This is a genomic window from Ensifer sp. ENS02 (genome assembly GCF_014851885.1).
Classification (GTDB): Bacteria; Pseudomonadota; Alphaproteobacteria; order Rhizobiales; family Rhizobiaceae; genus Ensifer; species Ensifer adhaerens.
The window spans coordinates 212,860-236,224 of sequence record NZ_JACVAO010000004.1; the positions used below are offsets into that span (position 1 = coordinate 212,860).

20 protein-coding genes are annotated in these 23,365 nt (G+C 63.3%); 7 read left to right on the forward strand and 13 right to left on the reverse strand.

The window, feature by feature from the left end:
• The first annotated feature begins 11 nt into the window (after nucleotides 1-11).
• From IB262_RS10595 to IB262_RS36670, 3 genes are all read left to right on the forward strand, one after another.
• Nucleotides 12-767: an alpha/beta hydrolase gene (locus IB262_RS10595; RefSeq protein WP_034787606.1), complete on the forward strand. Its 756-nt coding sequence runs from the start codon at nucleotides 12-14 to the stop codon at nucleotides 765-767.
• A 232-nt stretch (nucleotides 768-999) separates the two neighbouring features.
• Nucleotides 1,000-2,184, forward strand: coding sequence for a cellulase family glycosylhydrolase (locus IB262_RS10600; protein WP_034787610.1), 1,185 nt, complete (start codon nucleotides 1,000-1,002; stop codon nucleotides 2,182-2,184).
• Between the two features lie 117 nt (nucleotides 2,185-2,301).
• A complete protein-coding gene (locus IB262_RS36670) occupies nucleotides 2,302-4,125 on the forward strand; it encodes an adenylate/guanylate cyclase domain-containing protein (protein ID WP_167550709.1) in 1,824 nt (607 codons plus the stop codon).
• A gap of 57 nt (nucleotides 4,126-4,182) precedes the next feature.
• Here IB262_RS36670 and IB262_RS10610 read toward each other — a convergent pair whose 3' ends face one another.
• From IB262_RS10610 to IB262_RS10655, 10 genes are all read right to left on the reverse strand, one after another.
• A complete protein-coding gene (locus IB262_RS10610; protein ID WP_159415698.1) occupies nucleotides 4,183-5,028 on the reverse strand; it encodes a sugar phosphate isomerase/epimerase family protein in 846 nt (281 codons plus the stop codon).
• Nucleotides 5,025-6,335, reverse strand: a complete 1,311-nt coding sequence (locus IB262_RS10615; RefSeq protein ID WP_034787617.1) for a DUF6005 family protein — start codon at nucleotides 6,333-6,335, stop codon at nucleotides 5,025-5,027. The genes IB262_RS10610 and IB262_RS10615 overlap by 4 nt, the downstream gene beginning before the upstream one ends.
• Nucleotides 6,332-7,612, reverse strand: a complete 1,281-nt coding sequence (locus IB262_RS10620) for an AMP-binding protein (RefSeq protein ID WP_034787620.1) — start codon at nucleotides 7,610-7,612, stop codon at nucleotides 6,332-6,334. The genes IB262_RS10615 and IB262_RS10620 overlap by 4 nt, the downstream gene beginning before the upstream one ends.
• On the reverse strand, nucleotides 7,609-9,345 hold the full coding sequence (locus IB262_RS10625) for an IucA/IucC family protein (RefSeq protein ID WP_192493549.1): 1,737 nt from the start codon (nucleotides 9,343-9,345) through the stop codon (nucleotides 7,609-7,611). Before IB262_RS10625 ends, IB262_RS10620 begins: the two co-directional genes overlap by 4 nt.
• Nucleotides 9,329-11,113, reverse strand: a complete 1,785-nt coding sequence (locus IB262_RS10630) for an IucA/IucC family protein (protein WP_060582313.1) — start codon at nucleotides 11,111-11,113, stop codon at nucleotides 9,329-9,331. The genes IB262_RS10625 and IB262_RS10630 overlap by 17 nt, the downstream gene beginning before the upstream one ends.
• A 102-nt stretch (nucleotides 11,114-11,215) precedes the next feature.
• Nucleotides 11,216-11,506, reverse strand: coding sequence for a DUF2218 domain-containing protein (locus tag IB262_RS10635; protein WP_034787636.1), 291 nt, complete (start codon nucleotides 11,504-11,506; stop codon nucleotides 11,216-11,218).
• A 110-nt stretch (nucleotides 11,507-11,616) separates the two neighbouring features.
• Nucleotides 11,617-13,923 (reverse strand): TonB-dependent receptor, encoded by a 2,307-nt coding sequence (locus tag IB262_RS10640; RefSeq protein ID WP_082936533.1) that lies wholly within the window; start codon nucleotides 13,921-13,923, stop codon nucleotides 11,617-11,619.
• Nucleotides 13,924-14,040: 117 nt separating this feature from the next.
• On the reverse strand, nucleotides 14,041-15,039 hold the full coding sequence (locus tag IB262_RS10645) for a FecR family protein (protein WP_192493550.1): 999 nt from the start codon (nucleotides 15,037-15,039) through the stop codon (nucleotides 14,041-14,043).
• Between the two features lie 165 nt (nucleotides 15,040-15,204).
• Nucleotides 15,205-15,747: a sigma-70 family RNA polymerase sigma factor gene (locus tag IB262_RS10650; RefSeq protein ID WP_034787638.1), complete on the reverse strand. Its 543-nt coding sequence runs from the start codon at nucleotides 15,745-15,747 to the stop codon at nucleotides 15,205-15,207.
• A 117-nt stretch (nucleotides 15,748-15,864) separates the two neighbouring features.
• Nucleotides 15,865-16,806: a LysR family transcriptional regulator gene (locus IB262_RS10655; RefSeq protein ID WP_051659106.1), complete on the reverse strand. Its 942-nt coding sequence runs from the start codon at nucleotides 16,804-16,806 to the stop codon at nucleotides 15,865-15,867.
• 96 nt (nucleotides 16,807-16,902) lie between these two features.
• Between IB262_RS10655 and IB262_RS10660 the strand changes: the two genes are divergently transcribed.
• The gene (locus IB262_RS10660) at nucleotides 16,903-18,318 is read left to right on the forward strand and encodes an aldehyde dehydrogenase family protein (protein WP_034787950.1); all 1,416 of its coding nucleotides are present in this window, start codon (nucleotides 16,903-16,905) and stop codon (nucleotides 18,316-18,318) included.
• Between the two features lie 133 nt (nucleotides 18,319-18,451).
• On the opposite strand, the gene IB262_RS10665 is transcribed toward IB262_RS10660, so the two are convergent.
• A complete protein-coding gene (locus IB262_RS10665) occupies nucleotides 18,452-19,435 on the reverse strand; it encodes a TerC family protein (protein WP_034787640.1) in 984 nt (327 codons plus the stop codon).
• A 224-nt stretch (nucleotides 19,436-19,659) separates the two neighbouring features.
• On the opposite strand from IB262_RS10665, the gene IB262_RS10670 reads away from it, so the two are divergent.
• The 3 genes from IB262_RS10670 to IB262_RS10680 all read left to right on the forward strand — a co-directional run bounded on the left by IB262_RS10670 (nucleotide 19,660) and on the right by IB262_RS10680 (nucleotide 21,510).
• Nucleotides 19,660-20,079, forward strand: coding sequence for a GNAT family N-acetyltransferase (locus IB262_RS10670; protein ID WP_034787642.1), 420 nt, complete (start codon nucleotides 19,660-19,662; stop codon nucleotides 20,077-20,079).
• 128 nt (nucleotides 20,080-20,207) lie between these two features.
• Complete coding sequence (yghU, locus tag IB262_RS10675) at nucleotides 20,208-21,122, forward strand: glutathione-dependent disulfide-bond oxidoreductase (protein WP_034787644.1); 915 nt, start codon at nucleotides 20,208-20,210, stop codon at nucleotides 21,120-21,122.
• Between the two features lie 10 nt (nucleotides 21,123-21,132).
• Entirely contained in the window at nucleotides 21,133-21,510 is a 378-nt protein-coding gene (locus IB262_RS10680; protein ID WP_034787648.1) for a hypothetical protein, read from the forward strand.
• A 75-nt stretch (nucleotides 21,511-21,585) separates the two neighbouring features.
• On the opposite strand, the gene IB262_RS10685 is transcribed toward IB262_RS10680, so the two are convergent.
• Together IB262_RS10685 and IB262_RS10690 are read right to left on the reverse strand one after the other, a co-directional pair.
• Entirely contained in the window at nucleotides 21,586-22,323 is a 738-nt protein-coding gene (locus IB262_RS10685) for a glutathione S-transferase family protein (RefSeq protein ID WP_034787650.1), read from the reverse strand.
• 197 nt (nucleotides 22,324-22,520) lie between these two features.
• Nucleotides 22,521-23,285: an SDR family NAD(P)-dependent oxidoreductase gene (locus IB262_RS10690; protein ID WP_034787952.1), complete on the reverse strand. Its 765-nt coding sequence runs from the start codon at nucleotides 23,283-23,285 to the stop codon at nucleotides 22,521-22,523.
• Nucleotides 23,286-23,365: the final 80 nt, after the last annotated feature.

A 23,365-nucleotide genomic window follows, 5' to 3' on the forward strand; every position in this document is an offset into this window, starting at 1 on the left:
AGGACCTAAGAATGCGAAAGATGAGAATCCTGGCTGCCACACTCCTGGCTTTGGCGGCGGCCCCGCTTGGGCATGCCCTGGCCGAACCCGTCAAGAATGTCGTCATCGTGCACGGCGCACTCGCCGACGGCTCGAGCTGGCGCAAGGTCTTCGACCTTTTGACCACCAAAGGCTTCACCGTCACGGTCGTCCAACCGCCGATGACCTCGCTTGGCGACGATGTCGCGGCAACCAAACGCATCCTCGACCTTCAGGACGGCCCATCGGTCCTCGTTGGCCACAGCTATGGCGGCATGATCGTCACCGAAGCCGGGACTTCCGAAAACGTCGCCGGCCTCGTCTATGTCGCAGCCTTTCAGCCGGATGCTGGCGAAACTCTGCTTGACCTGGCAGCCAGGAAGCCGGCTGCAACCAAGGGCATCGCGGCAACGGACGACGGATATCTCTATCTCGATCCGGAAGTCTTCGCCGCGGACTTCGCCGCCGACGTTCCCGAGGTAGAAGCCCGTTTCATGGCTCATTCCCAGGTCTTCCCGGCAAAATCTGCCTTCGAGACGAAGATCACGGCACCGGCCTGGAAGGGCAAGAAGAGCTGGGCGCTGATTGCGACCGAAGACCGGGCCATTCATCCGGACCTGATGCGGACGATGGCCAAGCGTGCCGGCAGCGATACGGTCGAGGTCAAGGTAAGTCATGCGGTCTTTCTGTCCCAGCCGGCCGCCGTCGCCGAACTGATTGAGAAGGCGGCGACAGCGCTTTCCGACTGATCGCGAAGATATCCAGGCAAGCGGGCCTCGCAGCGGATCACTGATCCGCTGCGAGGCCTTTTTCTCGCGAAGAACGAAACCGCTCGGCATCAGTCACCGCCAATGGGTTTCGCAAACTCGCTTTGAACCCTGACGCTGTTCCCCAGGGAACTTCAGCGAAACGATCCGCCGGTAGGTTGGCCGCGCCAAACCAAGAGCCGCGAAGGCCAAGAACTCCAGAAGGACCGACCGAATGCGCCTGATTGCCTCCGCCCTCCTCGCTTGCAGCCTTGCGGGCTCCGCCAGTGCCGCCGATCTCATCACCTTCTGGGATAAGCCGCAGCATGGCGGCAACAGCTTCAACCGGCTGCCCCCGGACGACGCCTATTTCAGGGCCTTGGCCGGCTACGGCGCCACCTGGGTGCGCCTGTCCTACGACAAGTGGGAGCCGGCCAAGCGCGACTATCTGATCGGCGACGCCGACAAATACGAAGGCATACCGGCGGCAGACCTCAAGACGCTGAAGGAGACCCTCGACCGGGCCGACAAGGCGGGCCTCAAGGTCGTCATCGCGCCGCTGTCGCTGCCCGGCATGCGCTGGGCGCAGAACAACGGCAACCGGTTCGACGGCCGTCTCTGGCAGGACAAGATCTGGTGGGGCCAGGCAGCAGCCTTCTGGCAGGATCTGGCCCGCGCGCTGAAGGATCATCCCGCGGTCGCCGCCTACAACATCGTCAACGAGCCGGCGCCTGAAAAGAGGAACGGCCTTGCCGAACATGCCGACCGAAAGACGATGCAAGCCTGGTACGGCGACCAGGCGGGCAGCGCCTCGGACCTCAGGGCCTTCTACAAGACGGTAATCGCCGCCATCCGGGCGGTCGACCCGGCAACGCCCATCATGGCGGATGCCGGCTGGTATGCGGCTGCCGACGCCTTTTCCTATTGGCCGGCAGCGCTCACCGACCAGAAGGTGCTCTACAGCTTCCACATGTATGAGCCCTATGCCGCGACCAGCGCACCGAACATGAAGCGCGACAAGCCCTACGCCTACCCCGGCAAGGTGCCCTTCGGCGACGGCGAGGAGACGTGGGACAGGGCCCGGGTCGAAGCCTATCTTGCGGAGCCGGTGCGATGGGCAAAAGACAAGGGCGTGCCGCTCAATCGGCTGGTTGCCGGCGAGTTCGGCTGCATGCGCCTCTGGTCCGGCTGCAAGACCTATCTCGAGGACGTGTTGACCGCGCTCGACAGGGACGATCTGCACTGGGCCTTCTACAGTTTCCGCGAGGATGCCTGGGACGGCATGGACTACGAGCTCGGCGCGAAAAAGGTCGGCTGGAAATACTGGCAGCAGATGGAGGCCAACGAGCGCGACACGACGCCGCGCAAGGCGACCCCGGAGTTCGAGCCGATCAGCCGGCGGCTGCAAGGGACAGATTGACGCAGAACGGGAAAGGCCGGCGCACGCTTGGAAAAAAGCCCAAAACAGCTAGAAGAGGGTGCATTCCTTGCGGGGCCGCGCGAATGGCGAGCACCTGCTGCAACATGAGGCATGCTGGTGCAGACGACCAAGGCGACTAACGCCGAAAAACCCAACCGAACCATCTCCCTGTCGCGCACCCTGGCGATCGTGATGGCAGCCCTGGTCGCCCTGACCGCAGCCGTCATCCTCTCGGTCGTCTGGTTCATGTCAGCGGGCACGACCCGCGACCTGCTCGTGCAATCGGCGCATCTCGGCCTGGAGGCGGTGCAGACGCAAATCGGCAGCCGCTTCTCGCCTGTGGAGGATCAGCTCGCCTTTCTGGCGCGAGAGGTCGGTGCCGGCCGCCTCGACCCGAAGGATTCGCCGAAGTTCGAACGCGTGATGACGGGCGCTCTGGCGGCAACGCCGCAAGTTCGAGTACTCTCTTTCGTGAAGCCCAACGGCGATATCATCGGCGTTACGCAGGGTCCAAAGGGTGTCTTTTCCTATACCGACCAGGTCACGAGCGACAACGAGCGCGCGGAGATCGAGGAAGCGCGGCGCAGCGGCACGCCTCACTGGGGGCCCGTCTATTTCGTACCCGATCCGGCGATACGCACGTCAGTCACGAATTTGCAGCAACCGGCAAACCACAACGGTGAATTTGCCGGCGTTTTCCGTGCCACGATAACGGTCGACACCATGTCCGACTTCCTGCGCCAGATTGCCGTCTCGAACCCGGGGGCGACGCCCTTCGTCCTCTACGGCCGCGACCAGGTTCTCGCCCATCCGCTGATGGCCGCGGGACATCCGCTCCTTTCGGCGGAGCATCGGTTGCCGAAGCTCGACGAACTGGGCGACCCTTTTCTCGCCGCACTGTGGAAAGAACCGGCCGAGACCTTCGACGATTCGGACATGGAGATACGCGCGGTCAAGCTCGGGGACGACGGACGGGTCGTCCTGACGCGCGAGATCCGCGGCTACGCTCCCTCTCCGCTCATTATCGGTGTCGAGGTTCCGATCGAAGCGGTCGAGAAGCCGGTGTGGGACCTGCTGCGGGCCGGCATTGCCGGCCTCGCGGTGCTGTTCGTCGCGATCGTCATCGCGTGGGTTGTCGGTCGCCTGATCGTTCGCCCGGTCACCAGCATGGCGCGTGAGGTCCGTGCCGTCGGCATGCTCGATTTTGCCGCTCTGCGGCCGCTTCCCGGCAGCCTCTTCACCGAACTCGACGAGCAGGCTAAGGCCTACAACACGATGCTGACTGGGCTGCGCTGGCTTGAGACCTATGTGCCGAAGAAGCTCGTGCGCCACTTGATCGGTCGTGAGGACCTGGCATCCACCCAGCGCACCGTCACCATCATGTTCACCGATGTGGTCGATTTCACCGCGACGGCAGAAAAGACCAGCGCCGGCGACGTGGCGGCACTGCTCAACAGCCACTTCGACCTGCTCGGCCACTGCATCGAAAGCGAAGGCGGCACCATCGACAAGTTCATCGGTGATTGCGTCATGGCCTTCTGGGGCGCACCCGACGCGCAAATGGACCATGCAGATCGGGCAATCCGGGCAGCGCGGGCGATCGCCAAATCGATCGCCAGCGACAACGCCGAGCGACGCCTAAAGGGCCTGCCGCCCCTCAGGGTGCGCATCGGCATCCATTCCGGGTCGGTCGTTGCCGGCAATATCGGCATGACCGGTCGGTCGGCCTATACGATCGTCGGCGACACGGTGAACGCCTGCAACCGGCTGGAGCAGCTCGGCAAATCGATCGCGCCAAGTGAAGAGGTAATGATCCTCCTGAGCGGCGAAACCTTCGGTCTGGTGGCTGATGACGATCGCTCCGATCTCGCCCAGCTCGGCAAACATTGTCTGGCCGGCCGAAGCGAAGAGACCGAGATCTACAGGCTTCAGACACAATAGGCCCCGAGCCGACACGAGCCGGCGCGCAGACGTCCGGGCCATCATGATGCGTAACGCCTATTGGCCGGCGGCCCGGCGGTTCGGCTCGGTCCCGTCAACCGCCTCGCGGACCTGCCTGCGATCGCGACGCAGGGTCTCGAAGCAATCGTTGCCGAACCATTCCAGCGACGCATCGGCCTGCGGGTCACCTGCAATTTCCGAGAGGAAACGGTCGTAGTCGACGGCGCCTTCGAAGAGCGGCGTCATCCCGCGCCGGCTGCCGGCGGCGGCATAGACATTGGCCGGCTCGAAGACGGAAAGTTCTGCCCGGCCGACGATGTTCTTCAGGTGGTAGTGGCGAATGTGCGGTTTCATCGCACGGTGCACGGCGACCGGGTCGTCGCCGCCTTCCCAAACATGCAGCGTGTCGAAATTGATGGCGAAGGAGGGATGGTCCACCTCTTCGATGAGCCGCATCGTCGAGGCCGCCGTGTCGGCGAGCGTCTTCGGATGCGTTTCGACAAGCAGCTGGATGCCGTAGCTTGCGGTAATGGTGCAGATCTCCTTCAGGCGCTCGACAATCTCCCGCCGCTCGTCAGCGCTGACGTCAAGGCTGCCACGGCTTCCCGCGAAGGTGCGGATCTTGCGGGTGCGCCACCGGCGCGCCAGTCGGCAAAGCTCGACCGCCTTGTGCCGCAGCGCTTCCACGTCACCGTCGAGCGGCAGGTAATCGCTGATCATCGGCACCGAGAGGCCGTAGCCGTCGAGCCATTCGGCGTTGCGATCCGCGCGCGGCGAGAGGTTGCGCGCATGCGCGCCCCAGAGTTCGATACCCTGGAAGTCGTTGGCCTCGGCCCAGGCGGCGATCTCGTCGAGCGAGATCAGATGGTGGCGGAAAGTGATGGTGCAGAGCGAAACTCTCATCGCGCAATTCTCTTCAAGGGACGGATTTCCTGGGGGATGGCAAGATCGCACCAGAGATCGAAGACCTCTGCGAGCTTGACCTTCAGCTTCGTCTCCAGCCGGTCGGCTTCGTCGAGACGCTCGATGACGGCGCCCAACAGCGAGCGATCGCCTGTCTGGGCGAGCTTCATGCAGGCGTAGTGCAGCGTCTTCAGCGACTGAACCAGCGCCTCGATCTCCCCGCACCAGCCCTCGAACTCGGCGGCCGGCAACTTCAGCGCCCGCCAGTAGAAGGCAAAGCCGTGCTCATAGGCGTATTTTCGGACGGTGATAACAGGCAGTTCCCGCACCGCGGCGCCGAGATCAGTGAGTGCGACACCGTTCGTCCCGTCGAGATGCGCGGCGACTATCGCTCTGACGGCATCGACCAGCGGATTGCGGTCCCGGACGAAGCAGGCCTCGAAATAGGCCCTCAGATCTTCGGCAAACGGCGCGCGCGCCTCGGCATTGTCGAAGACATAACCGCCGCCGACAGTAGGCTGCATGATGGCGTGAACGACCTTCTCGCGGGCAATCTCGCCCTCCCAGCGATAGTCGGGGTCGTGCACGAACCATTTGTCGGGATCGGGCGTTTCCTGCAGCATCAGATAGTGCGGGAAGGGGTTCTGGTTGAACTTGTTCTCCCGCTCCGGCAGGTGGAACATGTCGAGCATGACCATGACCGAGCCGGTTTCGCCGCGCTGTTTCATCAGCCCGAGCAGCACTGCGAGGTTGTCGAGCTTGGTGCGCTGCGGATCGTACCACTCGACGACGGAAACGCCGTAAAGCCGCTCGAACCAGCCACGGAAGAATTCCTGGGTGATATCGGGCGCATGATAGAGAAGCTCGAAACGCTCGCTGACCGCGAACTTCGCGTCCCAGACACCGAAATAGAACGGCCGCTGATCGAGCCCGTTTCGCTTCAGGCCGTCCGAGACGCAACTGACGAAGCAATGGACCTTGATGTCGTAATAGGCCTCGCCGTGCACCCCCTCGTCGGTCGTCCCGCCGGTGAGCGGAAAGGCGGGCACGATGGCGGCGGTCGGCTTCGGCACATAGAGCGCGACGAGATCGGCGACCGTTTCGATCTCCCGTTTTGCGATCGCCTCTTCCGGCACCGACAACCCGTATTCGAGCTCGAGATTGAGGAAGATTTCGAGGATCAGCACGGAGTCGAGATAGAGATCTTCGTTGAGACGGGCATCGAGGCCGAAGCCGTCCATATGTCCATGCGCCATTTTGTCGGTCAGGACGGCCTCGATCGCCGCCAGAACTTCGCTTTCGGTCATGATGCGGCTCCCGCAATCGGTTTGTTGAATTCGCCTGCCAGATGACGGGCCGCGACATCGCGGCGGCTGATTTTGCCGTTCGCCTGGCGCGGAACTGCATCGATCTGCAGGATTTCCATCGGCAACTGGTGAGATGCGAGGTGTCGGCTGCACCATTCGCGCACGGCCTGCGGCGCCACCGGCGCCTCGGCGCTAAAGAGCAGCGCCACGCGCTCGCCGGCAAAACGATCGGCCTTGCGGAAGGCCACGGCGTCGGTGACCGCCGGCATCGCCATGACGGCATCCTCCACGTCTTTCGGATAGACGTTGAGGCCGGAGACGTTGATCATGTCGTCCAGGCGGGAAACGAAGACCAGCATGCCGTCGGCGCGCCGGTAGCCGAGGTCACGCGTGTGGATCGGCGCGCCGTCGCCGTTGCTAACGACGATCTCACCCGCGTCCTCGGCGGTGTTGCCGGTGGCGGCGATCAGATGCGGCAGGACGAAGCCCATGTCACCGGCGGAAGTCACATCCGGATTGATGGCGATGCAGCCGGATTCCGAGCAGCCATATTGCTGGAACATGAACCGGCTCTTGGCGCGAATGTCGGCAAACCACGGATCGGGAAGCAGCGTGCCCGACGTCATCGTTGCGTGGATCTGTTCGCCCGCGGGCGTCAGCCGCGCCAGCGTGTGCAGGATCGCCGGCGAGGAATAGAGCAGCGGCCGTTCGATCTCGCGCAGCACCTTCAGGAGATATTTCGGGTTCGCGGTGTTGACGATGACCGGCGTCTGCCCACGCTTCAGCGCCACCAGGATGCCGCAGATCAGCCCGTAGGAATGGGTGGTCGGGCAGGCGACGACCGGCGTCATGTCCTCCGGTTCGCGGAAGGTGGCGACATAGCTTTCGATCTCGGCATCGATTTCCGTCCAGTTGCGCGCCACGCATTTCGGCGCGCCCGTCGTTCCGGAGCTCATCTGCAACAGCGTGCCCTCAGCCGAAAGCAGGTCGGATGGTTCGAGAACTTCGGCCGTCAGGCTGTTGTAGAACAGCCGGTCGCAGCCGGCGCCGATCGCGAGCTTGCGCGCGGCCGGATAGGGTGTGCCCGGATGGATCGGCAGCACGCTCGCGCCCGCCTTGCGGATGGCAAAGAACAGAGCCAGCCAATCGACCGTCTCCGAGAAGCAGACGGCGTAGCGGCCGGTGTCCTGTGCGCCAAGGCCGATCTCGGCTGCGAGTTCGGCCGATCTGGCGCTGAAATAGGCCTCGTCATAGAGCCTGTCGTCAATACGGATCATGGCTTTCTCCTTCGTTGAAGCATCCTTGCGGCCAAGGCGTTTGCCACCTCGTGGTGGTATTCCGGCTTGAGCGCGAGCAGCTTCCTCGTCATCAGGGATTCGGTCAGGATGCGGGGCTGGTCGCAGCCGAGCTGCGCCAGCCGCTCCGTCGCGCCGTGCTCCGCCTCGTAGGCGGCAAGCACGGTTTGAACGCGCTGCCAGAAGAGCGTTTCCGGCAGGTTGTAGCAGTGGTCGAGAAGGTGGGAGATCTCACTCAAATTGTAGACGAGCAGCGTGTCCATCACCAATTCGCGCAGCGAATCCAGGTTGTCCGTCCAATAGAACTGGTCGGGCTCCGCCTCCCGGTAGATCGGCTCGAGCGACAGGAAATCCGGCGCCTTTTCCGGCGCGCGCAGAAAGCCCGGCGAAAACTCGATGCTCTCGTGAAAATCGCGCAGGATCAGCCGGGCCGGCCAGCCATCGCGATGGACGAGCAGCATGTTCTGCCCGTGCGCTTCTACCGCAAGCCCATGGTGCACCAGCAGGTGCCAGACAGGCAGGACCGCGACTTCAATCAGGCGGTTGATCCAGGGCATCAAGCCGAAGCGCTGGATCCAGTCGTCGGCGAAGGCACGCCCGTCCGCTTCGACCATCATCAGCGCGTTGAAGGGAATGACGGCCTCGCCGGAGCCAAGCGTCGCTTCCGCGTTCTCGCGCCAGATGGCTGCGACCTGTCCGGCCAAAGGGCCGTCGCTGTCGGCTATGATGCCGGCATATTCCTGCAGGACGGTGAGCGGATAGCGGTCGCGAAAGGCCGGATCTCCGGCAACCATCTCGGCGATCCAGCGCGAGATCACCGGCGCCGTGCAGACCGAATGCGGCTCAAGGGTACGGCGCGACGAGGTGTTGACGATGTTGAGCGGCAGCTTGACGCTCGCGGCCAACGGTCGGTCCCGGTTCAACAGGGATCGGACCGACTGCGTCGCCGTGTATCCGTCCCCCGCCGGGCCGAGGCAAAGGGCTTCGCCCGCGGCGATCCAGCCAGAAAGCTGTCTCTCACGGAGTTCGCGCCATTGCCAGGGATGCAGCGGTACGAGACCGAACGCATCAGGCGAAAGACCGCGCTCCTGCCGCTTCGCCCGGAGTTCGGACCAGGTTTCCTCCCCCAGTTCCGCTTCCCAGAAAGCATCCTCGTCACCGGGGATCGCGCAGCGAAGATGCTTGCGCGCCACCAGAAGCCAGACGAGCTGGAACGCTCCTCCCATTTCGGGCCCATAGGCTGCATGGTCGGCGACGGAAAAGCCGGTACGCGCCTTGTAGCAGGGATGATAGGGATGGCCCTCCTCAAGCGCTCCCTCCAACTCCGCAAATGACAAAGCGCGGCGCAGCCGCGCCGGTACCTGACGCTCGTTCCAGGCGCTGAAGGCGATCGTCTGCGTGAGTTCGTTGAGCAGCTTTCCGCGCGTCGGTCCGCTGCCCGGCAGGACGGATACCAGCTGCGCCAGCGGCGGCACGACCCAGCCGTCCGCATCATCGCGCATCTCTACCGATCCGGCAGCCAGACGGAGCCGGCCAAAGGGGCCGATGGCGCCGTGGCAGCGGAACTGCCGGCCGCCGATCGACCAGTGGAAGGTGGTGACATCCCCATCCGTGTGCTCGCTGGCCTCAACGATACCTTCGAACAGCAGCGCGGCAACGAGCTGGCGAAGCACCCGCTCGTCCGGGCGGCCCTTGAGATCAAGAGGCAATGGCATGGTCGGTCCTCGGCGCAGTCAGAACAGCCGGCGCCCTCAGCGGGTTCGGCACGGGGCGATAAAGGGACGGCGCGTTGCTGGATTGCAGTTCGTCGACGTCGTAGAGACGCGTCGTCAGGTTGGCCTTGGAGACGATCGTCGGCATGTCGAGCACGTGACGGGCAAAGTCACGCCCGGCGCCACTCATTCGGGTGGCATAGCGCTCGAGATGCGCGCGCAGTTCGCGCAGGAGCAGGCTCTCGTCGCAGAGCCCGTCATGGCCCATGCGGCTGATCACCGAGAAGACCTGATTGACGATCAGGTAATAGGCGAAGCGATCCCGAATTTCGCTCTCGGCAAAATAGAGGGACGCGATCGTTTGCGTCTCGGGCACATGGCCGGCAATCAGGCTGCGGTACCGCTCCGAGAGATAGAAGCCCTGATTGTCCCGATAGTAGCTGACGGACGGATAGCCGGTGCCGACGTCCAGCAGGCTGTTTTGCTGGTGGGCTTCGAGCGCTATACCGTAGTCGTCATAGAGGCGGATCAGCGGCTCGACGGCGCAATCGAGATACCGGCGAAACCAGAGGTGCGTCGCATCGAGCAGGCTCTCGCCCGTGCGGGCGGCGACCGTCCGAACCAGCCGTTCGAGGCGCGAAACCAGCCCCGGTAGCGGATCGGCCGTCAGGGCCGCGACGGTGACGACGCCCCGCCCGCCGCCGTCCGCAAATGGGTTCTCCCGCAGGATGACTTCAAAGCCGCTCTCGCTGCGTCCCGGCAGCTCGAGCGTGATATAGGCGGGGTCTTGAATGATGCGGAAGTTTCGCGAGCGTTCGGCAAAACCGATCCGGTCAATCAGCTTCGCCATTGCGACACCCGCTTCGAGCTCCTGACGACGATTGAGACGCACGGAGTTGGTGATGCGCACGGGCAGGGAAAATTTAAGCATCCAGCCGGCATCGGCGCCGTAAACCGTGCGCACCGACGAGGTCGCGGTAAAGGCCGGGCCGGCGGGGCCGAGATGCCGCAGCCGCCCCTCCCCCAGCATGCCGCGGATATCGGGATCAAGCAGCAGGGCTTCAGCCTGAAGCGGATGCATTGGCAACAGATAATCGTCGTCGCCGAGCGCGATCCCGTTGGCATCCGGCCCGACGAGGGACCGCACGATCTCGGGCGCTGCAACCGCGCGCGCGCAATCGTGCCTGATATCGCCGCGTTTTGCCGCGAAGTAGTGCAGTTTGAACTGGCCGCCCAGTTCCGGCGCGTAGCTTTCCTGCTGCCAATAGGTCATGCCCTGGCGGCTCTTCGGCGTCGGGTGCTGCCAATGGCCAAAGACGAGTGACTGCTCCGCTTCGATGAAATGGTCGCCGTCCGCCGGCTCCGGCGCGGCCCTGTCGATGTAGAGCGCCGTCTGCTGGTAGCTTTCGAGCACGCGCATCAAGAGTTCGAGCTCGAAGCCGCGCAAAACGTCGGCCTTGGCCTCGTCGACCTGGCGGTAGCATTCGTGCACCAGGATATGGAGGGCCGATATCAGTTCAATCTGGCGCCAGGTGGCGTCGGACACGCCCCTGCCCCAGACCCTGCCGAAATGGTGTGGGCCGCAGAGCGACGGCGACGTCACCTCGGCGCGCAGGATCATCTGCTGCCTGGGAAGAGACCATTCCACGCAATCGACGGCGCCGCCTGCGGCGCGATGCATGGCCCGGATGCCCGGATTGACTTCGCGCAGGTAGCAGTTTGCGAAGCTTTGAAAGGTGGCGATTTCTGCGATTTGCCTAGACGATTGCATCCTGATCCTCGGCACGCGACACGCATAGCCGCGCAATTGCGTTGGGCGCTTTCGACCAACACATTGAATTTTCTTGTCGGAACTAGCTTGCGAGCGGTTCGCTTAGCCGGCGGGCTGCCAGGCAAGCGGATCGGGCTCTTCCCGGAACGCGAAGCGCAGAAGATGGCTTTCGATCACCGATTTCGTGTCCGCAAGGTTGGCGTCATCGGGTGAGCGGGCGCGGATGCTCAAGCCTTCTGATGTGGCATGGAGGTAGCCGGTGCCGCAGGAAAACCTGAGCTCGGCGCGCGGGCCCTCCTGTTCGACGTCGACCTTGTGGGCGAAATGCTTGCAGAGCTGCGTCAGGTATTTCTGGCCGTCTTCCGTCGCAAAATGGGTGGTGGCTTCTTGCATCTGGAACTCCTGTTTCGGCTTTCGCTTGCGTGGGCGGCGCTTGGGTGGCCGCCTCCGCTTGTTGAGGCAACGGCCACCTGGAGGCGGCGGCCGTTGCGGTCGCGGACGCCCTAGAAAGTCGCCTTGGCGGTCAGGATGAAGGAACGGCCCGGCTCGTAGAGCGGCGTCACCGTTCCGAACTCCTGACCGTAGGTCGCCCGGTCCGAATAGGTTTCGTCGAAAATGTTCTTCAGTTCGGCGCGCAGCAACAGGTTCGGTCGCTCCGGCGGCACGTATTCGACAAAGGCGTTGAAGACCTGGTAGCCCTCGAAGGGCTTGCTGCCGTCGGCAACGTCGTCGTAGTCGAGCGCAATTTCCGCGTCGGCCCCGAAAGTGACGCCCCAGTCCGTCAGCGTGTGGACCGCTTGCAGCGTGATGATCTGGCCGGCCGGCGCGGCCAGATAGGTGCCGAGATCAGAATCGGCAGGCTTGCCGTCGATCTCGACGTCGATATTGGCGTATTTCACCTTGAAAAAGCCATCGCCCCAGCTGTAGCCGGCGCCGATCTCGAAGCCGCGCGAGCGGACGTCATGCGCTTCGATCCCGCGCGTGACCGCATAACGCGGCGTGCGCGCGTCATCGATATCGGTCTGGAAGACGCTGCCCTCGACGGTAAAGTCGTTGTAGTTCGCCTCCAGGCCCAGGATATAGTTGTCCGCCGTCACCGGCTTCGGACCGCTGCCATAGTTCCAGTTGGGATTCATGATGAAGTTTTCGGCGAGCGGAATGCCTGCCCAGACGTGCGAATAGCCCGCCTTGGCGGTCAGCAGGTCCTCGATGAGGTCGTACTCGCCCGAGACGTTGCCGCTGAGGCCCGAATTGTTCCACTCTTCTCCCGTCGTCCCGGTAAACTGCTGCGTGTCGCCGCGCGCACCGAAGGAGAGCCGCGTTCTCTCCCAGGGCTCGAGCCGGGCCTGGGCATAGATGCCGACATTGCGCGCCTTCTCGGTGCTGGCATCGAACATGTCGTCGAGGTCAGCCTTGTCGTCATAAAAGTCAACGCCGGCAATGACGCTACCCATGTCGAACGAGAACTTGTTCTCGAACTTGCCGTTGAAGCTGCTCGTGGTGCCGGTGGCGGGATAGGGCGGAATGTTGAGGCGCGGCGGCAGGATGATCGGAATTTCGACCTCCGTCCTGGAGTAGGCGAGCATCAGCGTTGGATCCCACCAGCCCTCCGGCGTGCTGTCGGTATAGGTAAACACCGTGTTCTGCCGGTCGAGCATGTAGTCGCGCACGCGCGGCTCCCATGGTGGGCGTCCGTCGATAAAGCCGATATTAGCGCGAAACGGACGCGGCGCGTCGTCGCGAATGCGGTCGTGGCTGATCTCGAAACGGTCGCCGCTGTCGAACTCGTAGGCAAGCTTGCCAAGCCCGCTCAACACGTCTGTCGAGGTGCCTTCCACGTCCTGCCCGTTGCCGGCGGTGAAATCGTTGCCGTTGCCGAAATTGAAGTAGCCGAGAAACTCGAGCCCGTCGCGCATGCCGTATGCGGAGATCCCGGTCGTCACCGTGTCGCTGTTGAAATTGTAGCTCGACGTGACAAAGCCGCCGAAGCCGTCGCCATCGAGCAGATCGCGCGCGTCGATCGTCTCGTAAGCAATCGCGCCGGCAAGCGCCCCGGGACCGGCATCGGCCGGCGCAACGCCGGCATCGACGTTGACGGCCTTCAGCAGGCCGGGGTCAATGAGGTTGGTGCCGTTGTGGTGGAAGACCTTGTTGTTCTGTCGGCCGCCGTCCATCGTCACGGCGAGGCTGGTTTCCTCGATGCCGTGGACGTAGACCTTCTGCGACATCGGCAACGAGCTGCCGACCGAAATGCCGGGCTCGCCGGAAAACACGTCGGCAATGTTGGCGGGGTTCTTGCGCTTCAGGTCTTCCGACGAGATGACGATCTCGCCGGCGCCGAGCGGCCCGGCACCGAAGGCCGAAATCGGATCGAGCACCGTTGCTCCGTCCGCAGCGACAGCAGCGCTGCTACCCGCCGACACGGCCGAGCCGACCAGCGCGGTGCCGCCCGATATCCTGTAGGAAATGCCGGTGCCCGACAAAAGCCGGGCAAGCGCCTGGTCCGCCGTCATCGTTCCGCTGACCGTCGCCGAGCGAAGCCCCTGCGAGGTGGAAGCCGCCAGGGTCACCTGCAGGCCGGACTGCCGCCCGAAGGCGTTGAGCGCGGTGGAAAGCGGCTGCGACGGGATGTCGAAGCTGCGGGCGTTGCTGACGCGCGACGTGGTCTGCTGGGCGGAGGCCGTGGAAACGGGCATCAGCGCGAGGGAGGAAAACGCGGCGATCGCCGTCGTCGTCAGCAGGCGCCGTCTTTCACGGCGACGTCCCGTATCGAATTTCAGATGCCCCTTGCGGCATTTCGGCGAACGCATTTTACCCCCGTCTCGGCATTCCACGCGGCCTTGCGGGCGCGCGTTTCCAACCAAAGACGACCGGCCCCGGATTTTTTTTCACCGGCGCGCGATTTTTTCCTGATTTTTTTACTCCAATTAAAACCGCGTCAGGATGCGGCCATAGGGGGTCACCTCGCGTACCTTGCCGCCGAAAGGCTGCACCAGCGCCTGGAGCGCCCGATCCGGATCCTTCAGATCGTAGACGCCGGTTACACGCCGCCCTGCCAGATCCGGCTGCGGAATGGAAATCCAGGCGGAATGGTAGCGCTGCAGCCGCTCGGCGGCAGCGGCGACCGTGACATCATTGACGAACATCCTGCCGCTTCGCCAGGCGCCGATATCATCCGCCGCGATCGCGCTTCGCAAGACTGCGCCGGTCGCATGGCTCACCGTCGCCATTTCTCCCGGGGCCAGTTCGAAATTCTGCTTGTGCGCGTTTGCACTATAGGAGACGGCCACCGTGCCGTGCGCCAGCTCGACGGTCGTCTCCGTGCTCGCCAGCTGCACATCAAACGCAGTCCCCAGCACGGACACCTCGACGCCACCCGCCTCAACGACAAAGGGACGCGAGGGATCGCGGGCGACGTTGAAATAGGCTTCGCCCTTCAGCAGCCTGACATGGCGGGTGCCGGCGCTGATGTCGGTGGCGATGGCGCTGCCGCCGCCCATTTCGATGATCGTCCCGTCCGCAAGCGTAATCGTCCTGTTTTGCGCCGTCTCGGTCACGTGATCGGCCTGCCACCACACGAGAAGCGACGGCAGGGAGACGAAGAGGACGAGGCAGGCAGCAAGCGCCAGCGCCACGCCGGCGACCAAGCCGCCCGTTCCCATCCGGCGACGTTGGCGGACCGGTGGCTCGACGAAAACGGACGGCCTTGCCCCACGCCATAGATGCTCGTGCACCGGCGGCACCTCACCGAGCAGCTGCCAGGTCCGCAACGCCGTATGCCAGGCTTGGCCATGCAATTCCGACTGGCCCAGCCAGGCGCGGAACCGGGCTTGCGTGTCGCGACAGTTCGGGCGCGCCTTCAACTCGAGGAACCAATCCATGGCCTCTTCGAGCAGCGCCTCCGATATGTGGTTGTCCTTGGTCAAAGCCCTGCCTGCCGCTTGGATGTTCGACGCCCTAGCACTTTGTTTCTGTAGCCCCCAACCCCGTCAAGCGGCGTCACCGGGAAGCGGGACGCTTCCGTGATACTTTCGCTCTGTCATAAAGACGACCAGCACCCGATTTTTTTTCACACGGGGACCCCTGAAATTCTAGGAGGCCCCACCCGCAAGCGTTGTCGCAACCCGCATCATGGCGGCGCGCACGTGGCGGTGCGCCGTCGCGACGGAGATGTCGAGATGGGCGGCGATCTCTTCGAGGGTGTAGCCGCCGAAACGGTGCATCTCGAGCGCGACCCGCACTTCCTCGGGAAGGTCTTCGAGAATGCCGGAGATGCGTCTGATTTCGTCGCTGACGAGAATGATGTCCTCGGGCGTCGGCACCTCGATCGGCATCGACCAGAACGGCGGCTCGCTCTGCTCTTCCCGCGCTTCGATCTTGCGGCGCTTCAAGAGGTCGAGGGACAGGTTGCGGACGATCTTGTAGAGATACGCGAGCGAAAGCCCGGACGGTCCGGCAGAAGGCGGATTGCCGGTGTTTGCCGGCGCAAATCGAATGAAGGCCTCCTGCACGATATCTTCGGCCGTTTCCCGCGATCCGACGATCCGCGTGGCATAGGCGACCAGGGCAGTACGGTTGGCGAAATAGACCTGATGGCGCGTATCGATGTCGACCACTGTGTCTGATCCGATCATATAATTTCGATTTGGCGCGGCGTGCGCACCCCTGCCGAGAGGCGATCTATGGCCAAGGGACCAATCGAGCGCCGTGTCTCTTAGCACGCAGAAATAAACTTGTCTGTAATACTCATGTTAAAATTTCAAGGCTGGCGAATGCGGGGTGTGAGCGGGCGCGCGGGGGCCGCCGGAACGCAGTTCCCGGACCAGATCGATCAGGGCACGCAATTTCGCCGGTACGTGCCGGCGGCCAGGAAAATAGAGACATAGCCCATCGTAGGGCGGCGTCCACTCTTCCAGCACCGGAACCAGACGCCCGGCCTCGACGTCGTCGCGGACGTGATGATCGGAGAGATAGGCCAGTCCCACCCCGCCGAGAGCCGCCTGAAGCATGAGTTCGCTGTCGTCGAGGATGAGCGGTCCCGGCGCATCGATTTCGACGCTTTCCCCGCGCCGGGAAAACTCCCAGTGATAGATCCTGCCGCTTGCCATGCGCGCCCGGATGCAGGCGTGCTGCCTCAGATCGCCCGGCAGCAGCGGCACCGCTCTTTCGCGAAAATAGTCCGGCGAACCCACGACGATCATGCGCGACTGAGGCACGACCGGAACGGCGACCATATCCGGAGGAACCGCCTCGGCGAGACGAAACCCGGCGTCGAAACCGAGCGCTACGATATCCACCAGCGCATTGTCGGTCGCAACCTCCAGCGCCATCTCTGGATATCGCCTCAGATACTCGATCAGTAGCGGCCGCAAAACCATCTTCGCCGCTCCCGGGGAGGTGTTGAGCCGCAGCATGCCGCTCGGTCGTGCCTGAGACTCCGTCGCCCGCTCGACGGCGCCGTCGATGGCGGCAAGAGCCGGCAGGATCTCGGCAACGAAAGCCTCGCCTGCCGTCGTCAGCGCCACCGATCGCGTCGTGCGGTTGAACAGGCGCACATTGAGGCGCGCCTCCAGCGCCAGGACCGCATGGCTCAACGACGAGGACGAAACCCCGAGTTCCCGGGCAGCGGCCCGAAAGCCGCCGAGCCGCGCGATTGCCGCCACCGCCTCCAGTTCGGACAGGCTCGCCTTCATTGCGCTATTTTCCTCATCAGAGTGTCTGTGATTGATGATCTTATCCTGACGATCGTTCCGATGCATATCCTTTTCATCGCAACAGGAAATCGGACGATGAAGATCATTGAGCAGATATATGTCGATGGCGCTTTCGTTGCGCCTCACGGCGACGAGCGCTTCGCGCTTTTCAATCCCGCCACGGAGGAAGAGATCGGCGAGGTCCGGCTGGGCGACAATCGGGATGCGCACGCGGCCATTGCTGCCGCGAAACGGGCCTTCCCGGCCATGCGGCAAACGACACCGGCCGAACGCATCGCCATGCTGCAAACGCTGGCGAAGGCTGTCGCCGCCAACGCCGATGCGCTTCGTGCGGCCATGACCATCGAATACGGCGCGCCGCAGTCGTTCCTCGCATTCTCCGTGCCGCACGCCGCGAACGTGTTCGACGTCGCGGCAAGGACCGTGGCCGACTACGCCTTTACCCGTCGTATCGGCAATGCGGAGGTGGTGATGGAACCCGTGGGCGTGGCCGCGGCAATCACACCCTGGAACAGCAACATCGGCTTCATCTGCACCAAACTCGCCACGGCGATCGCGGCCGGCACGACCATCGTGATCAAGCCGTCGGAGATGAGCGCTATCCAGACCCAGGTGCTGCTCGAAGTCTTGCACGAAGCGCGACTGCCCGATGGCGTCCTCAATGTCGTCAACGGCTACGGCCACGTGGTCGGCGCGGAACTCAGCCGGCATCCCGACATCGCCAAGATCACCTTCACTGGCTCCACCACGACCGGTCGGGAGATCCTGCGCAATGCAGCGGAAAGCTTCAAGCGCGTGACGCTCGAACTGGGCGGAAAAGGGCCGCAGATCCTGCTCGATGACGCGGACCTCGACCGGGCGATCCCGCATGTTCTGGCATCGGCCTTCCGCAACAGCGGGCAGGCCTGCATCGCCGGAACCCGGCTTCTTGTTCCGAAGCGAAGACATACGGAGGTGATATCGCGCCTTGCGCACGCCGTTTCCGCTCTGCGACCCGGACCTTCGAGCGATCCGGCCTCCGACATCGGCCCGATGGTGAGCGCCCGGCAGTGGGAGCGTGTCCAGGCCTATATCCGCCTGGGGCAGGAAGAGGGTGCGACGCTTCTTGTCGGCGGCGAAGGCCGGCCGGAAGGGCTGCAACGGGGATGGTTCGTCCGCCCGACCGTCTTTTCCGGTGTGACCAACGACATGCGGATTGCGCGCGAGGAAGTCTTCGGCCCCGTGCTCAGCGTTCTTTCCTACGAAACGGAAGCGGAAGCGATCGCGATTGCCAACGACACGGAATACGGATTGCAGTCCTACGTTCTTGGCACCGACGCCGAACGTATGCGCAGCATCGCCCGACAATTGGAGGCGGGGCGCGTGGTGATCAACGAAACCCCGGCCGACGCTCAAGCGCCCTTCGGCGGGTTCAAGCAATCCGGCATCGGCCGCGAATTCGGTCCCTTCGGCCTCGACGCCTTCCTCGAACCGAAGGCGATCATCGGGTGATGCCTCGCCCGGACGGCTCGACCCGACGGGTCGTCCGGGCGAGGGTCAACCCCACGCTCGGCAAGGCCAAAAAGATCGCGGCCCCCTTTCGAAGGCCGCCGCGTTTCTCGTCACGGTCGGATGAGCCCGGGCGTTATGCCGGCAGTTGCTCTTCCTTGGTCTTGACCAGGCTCCAGACAACACCCGAAGCGATGATCGCGAAGGTGACACCGAGCGACAGGGCCGCGGGGAACTTCTCTAGCCCCAGGAGATCGGCGACGAAGATCTTCGAACCGATGAAGATCAGGACGACGGCCAGCGCCGGCTTCAGGTAGCGGAAGCGATGGATCATGGCAGCGAGCGCGAAGTAGAGGGCGCGCAGGCCGAGGATAGCGAAGATGTTCGAGGTGTAGACGATGAACGGGTCCGTGGTGATCGCGAAGATCGCGGGAACCGAGTCGACGGCGAAGATCACGTCGGCCACCTCGACCATGACGAGCGCCATGAAAAGAGGCGTGATGAACCAGGTCATCTTGCCGGTCTTCGGGTTGACGAGCTTCACGAAGAAGCGCTCGCCGTGATGTTCCTCGGTGACGTTGAAACGGCTGCGCATGAAGCGCACGAGCGCGTTGTCCGAAACGTTGGGCTCGGCCTCCTTCATCACCAGCATTTTGATGCCGGTAAAGACCAGGAACGCAGCGAAAATATAGAGAACCCAGGAGAATTCGGCGACGAGCGTCGCGCCGACGCCGATCATGATCGCGCGCAGCACGATAACGCCAAGGATACCCCAGAAGAGCACGCGGTGCTGGTAGATGCGCGGGACGGCGAAGAAGGAGAAGATGAGGGCGATGACGAAGACGTTGTCGAGCGCCAGGGTCTTTTCGACGACGAAGCCGGTCATATAGGCAAGGCCGGACTCGGCACCGAGATACCACCAGACGAAGCCGCCGAAGCTCAGGCCGAGGGCGATATAGAAGGCGGAAAGCTTGACGCTTTCGGCAACGTTGATCTCCTTGTTCTCCTTATGGAGAATACCAAGGTCGAACGACAGGATAGCGATCACGAGGGCGAAAAAGCTCGCCCACAGCCACAGTGGCGTTCCCAGCCACACTACAGACATGAAGGAAAAGTCCACAGACGGGTCCCCAATCGGCACATGTTGTCGGAATAAGGTCCGACATCGCAAGAGTGCCGAAGCTCTCGCCAGAGGGGCCCGGACCAGCGGGTTAGGCGGCAGATAGGAGCTCGGTTTTCCGGTATCAAGGGAGGCCCATGATTTTTTTCAAGAACTCGGCCGCGCTTGCTGGCAGCCGAGCCCTGGTGGTCAAAATCGATCCCGGCAAACTCTGAGGTTGAACCGTGACGGTAGAGAATCCGACTGAAGTACCCGCGTTCGCCTGGCGCGGCGCATTTGAAAACAAGGAACTGAATACCCTGCACGCCGAATGCTTCGAGCACGCCTTGACCGATGACGACTGGTGGAGCCAGGTCAACCGCTTCAGCCTCGGCTGGGTCACCATGCGGATCTCGGGCGCACTGACAGGCTTCGTTAATGTCGCCTGGGACGGTGGCGTGCATGCTTTCCTGCTCGATACGATGGTGACGCTACCGTTGAGGCGTAAGGGTTACGCCACGCTGCTCGTCGAAGAGGCCGTAACGCACGCCAAGGCCTCGGGCTGCGAATGGCTGCATGTAGACTTCGACCCGCATCTGCGCGAATTCTACGTCGACCGGTGCGGTTTCGTGCCGACGGATGCCGGTCTCATCCAACTTCGATAAAAAAATTCTCCAGCGTCTGGCCTTTGAGCATGGTCGTCCTCGCAGCCAAGTCGATGTGGTGGCTTGATAAACTTCCTATATAAGCGAACACGACGTTCGAGGTTTCCGCCAAGACAAGGACAGATTTGATGACCGAAAAATCCCCCGCTGACAATTTCCCCGCCGGCTATGACGTTCCCAAGGTCTGGACCTGGGACAAGGGCAATGGCGGCGCGTTTGCCAGCATTAACCGTCCGACCGCCGGCGCGACGCGCGATCAGGATCTGCCCGTCGGCAAGCATCCGTTGCAGCTTTACTCGCTGGCGACGCCGAACGGCGTGAAAGTCACGATCATGCTCGAAGAGCTGCTGGCGGCCGGCCATAAGGACGCCGAATACGATGCCTGGCCGATCCGGATCGGAGACGGCGACCAGTTCGGTTCTGGCTTCGTCGACGTCAACCCGAACTCCAAGATCCCGGCGCTGATGGACCATGCGCCCAAGGGCGGCGGCGCGCCGGTGCGCGTGTTCGAATCGGCCTCGATCCTCACCTATCTCGCCGAGAAATTCGGCGCCTTCTTGCCGAGCGAGCTTCGCGCCCGCACAGAGACCTTGAACTGGCTGTTCTGGCAGATGGGCTCGGCACCGTTCCTCGGCGGCGGCTTCGGCCATTTCTATGCCTATGCGCCGATGAAGATCAAATACGCCATCGACCGCTACGCGATGGAGGTGAAGCGCCAGCTCGACGTGCTCGATCGCCATCTCGCGGAGAACCGCTTCCTCGCCGGCTCGGAATACACCATTGCCGACATGGCCACCTGGCCCTGGTATGGCAATCTGGCGCTCGGGCAGGTATATGGCGATGCCGGTACTTTCCTCGAGGTTCAGAGCTACGAGCACGTCCAGCGCTGGACGGCCGAGATCGCCGCCCGGCCGGCCGTCAAGCGTGGCCGCATGGTCAACCGCTTGAGCGGCAACCCGTCCGAACAATTGCATGAGCGTCACGACGCTTCCGACTTCGATACGAAGACTGAGGACAAGATCGTCGAGAAGCAGACCGCCTAAGGAGAATAGAATGGCCAAGCTGGCTGATATGACGAAACACCGGGGTTTTCCCTACGCCATGCCGGGCACGGGCATCCAGTTCGTCATCCGTCGGGCCAACCCCAAGGGAGCAACGCCGATCAAGGCGTTGCCCCGCCATGCCCGGCCCGGCTCGGGGGCGCACCGCATCGATGCGGCCTTCCTCCACGCCCTCTGGCATCATTTCGGCGCGGAACCATTCGAGCGCGGCAATCTCGATGCCGCCCGGCTGAACCTCCTGTTCGGACGCGAGGTGCTGCCGGTCGACAAGGATTTCGATCCCGTGTCCTACGAAGCATTGCTCGTCATCAACGAGAAGGTTGCCCGGCAAAGCTTCCCGGAATCGTTCGTCGACGTATTCGAGGTGTGATGTCGGCGGCGGCTGGCCGCTCCAACTGTTTGAGGTGGCGCACCGCCTGCCGGTGCGCCACCTCACTTTCTTAAATCACGCGCGGAGTGCGCCCGTCATCCGCAACACATCCTCGAGCGGGACGAGGCCCTTCATCGCACCGCTGCCGGTAACAGGCTCGCCATCCTCGATCGCCACTGCGAAGCGGAAGGCCGGATCGGCCTCGATGCGCTGGCGCAGCGCATGGATGCGCGGATAGTTGCGCGCATAGTCCTTCGGATCGATCGCCTCATGGAAATCGACCCAGCGGGCCACGCCGGCAAAGACCGCATCGGCAAGCGTCGGCCGGTCGCCGATGAGGTAATCGCTGTCGCCCATCATCGCTTCGAGCTGCTTGTGACGCTTGGCGACGAATTCGCGGCCGAAGGCGCGCAAGGTTTCGCGGTATTCCTCCGTGGCGCCTTCGGATTCCAGCGCCACCCACATCGAGAAGAACGCGCCGGTAAAGCCGGTGTTGAGGAAGGCGATGAACTGGTGCATGCGGTCCGCCTCGAAAGTGCCCGGGGCGAAGCTGATGCGACGCTCCTGATCGCGCCCCTCCAGCCATAAGGCGATCGCCATGGTCTCGGTCAGCACGTCGCCCTTGTCGGTCACGAGAGCGGGCGTTTCGACCCGACCGTTGAAGCGCTCATAGGCGTCGGTGCGCATTTCCCCGAGCATGTCGACGCGGGTGAGGCGATAGGGCTGGCCGAGCCATTCCAAGGCGGTGACCAGGCCGGCGGAACTTCCGAGTGGAAAGCCTGAGGTGAAGATCGGTTCAGAGACACTGTGCATGATGTCGTTTCTCCATTGTTGATGTCATGGATATATCGACGTGGACGGCGCCTCTGTAGTCGGCCTAAATTGGACTTATCGTCTGCATATGTGGACGATCGAGATTGAAGGATCTCGGCGAACGATGCCTGATTTTCGCCGAACGCCATTGGGGCGTTCGGCAATGTATCGGATCGGTCTCTGACAGGCCCCCGCCGCTAGGCGGAGCGAGCCGGAGACGGATAGAGGCCGCCTTCGTCGGCATCGACGGTGATCGACAAGGTTACATGCCGCGGCCGCGTCAGCGCGAACAGCACTGCCTCGGCGATGTCCCGGTTCGTCGCCGCCTCGCCCTTCCGTCGACTGCCGGCCGCCTCCCATGCGCCATCAAGCGGCGAGATGTCCTCAATGTATGGCGGGTGGACGACGATCGAACGGACGGGGGTACCTGCAAGCTTCTGGCGCAGGCCATCGGCCAGGGCGGCCTGCGCCCGCTTGGCAGCATAAAAGGGCACGGACACGGTCTGGAGTGCGGCATTAGGCAGGCCGCTGATCGAGCCGATCGTGACGATATCCGGCCGGGGCGAGTGAGCGAACAAAGGCAGCAGCCCCTGGGTGAACAGGAAGGTCCCGGTAACCGCCGCGTTGACGACGCCGAGCACCGCGTCATCAGGATGATCCTCGTCACTGTCCTCGAGCCACATGGCGCCGTTGTTCACGAGGATATCGATGCGTCCGTTCTCGGCCTTGATGCCCTCGACTGCCGCAGCCACGCTTTTCGCATCCGCAAGATCGAGCGCAACGGTTTGTACCCGTCGCCCGAAAGCACGGACAATCGGTTCGGCCACGTCCGTGAGCGCGCTCTGGCTGCGCCCGCACAACACGAGAGCGCAGCCCGCTTCGGCCAATGCATAGGCCAGGGCCGCTCCGAGGCCGCGACCAGCACCTGTTACCACCGCAACAGTTCCATTCAGTTGTATCATCCGCATCCCCTAGGAGCGCGCGAAGAGAAGCCTCGCGCGCGTATCGAGGCTGCACAATTAGGTATCAGCGGTTGAATTTC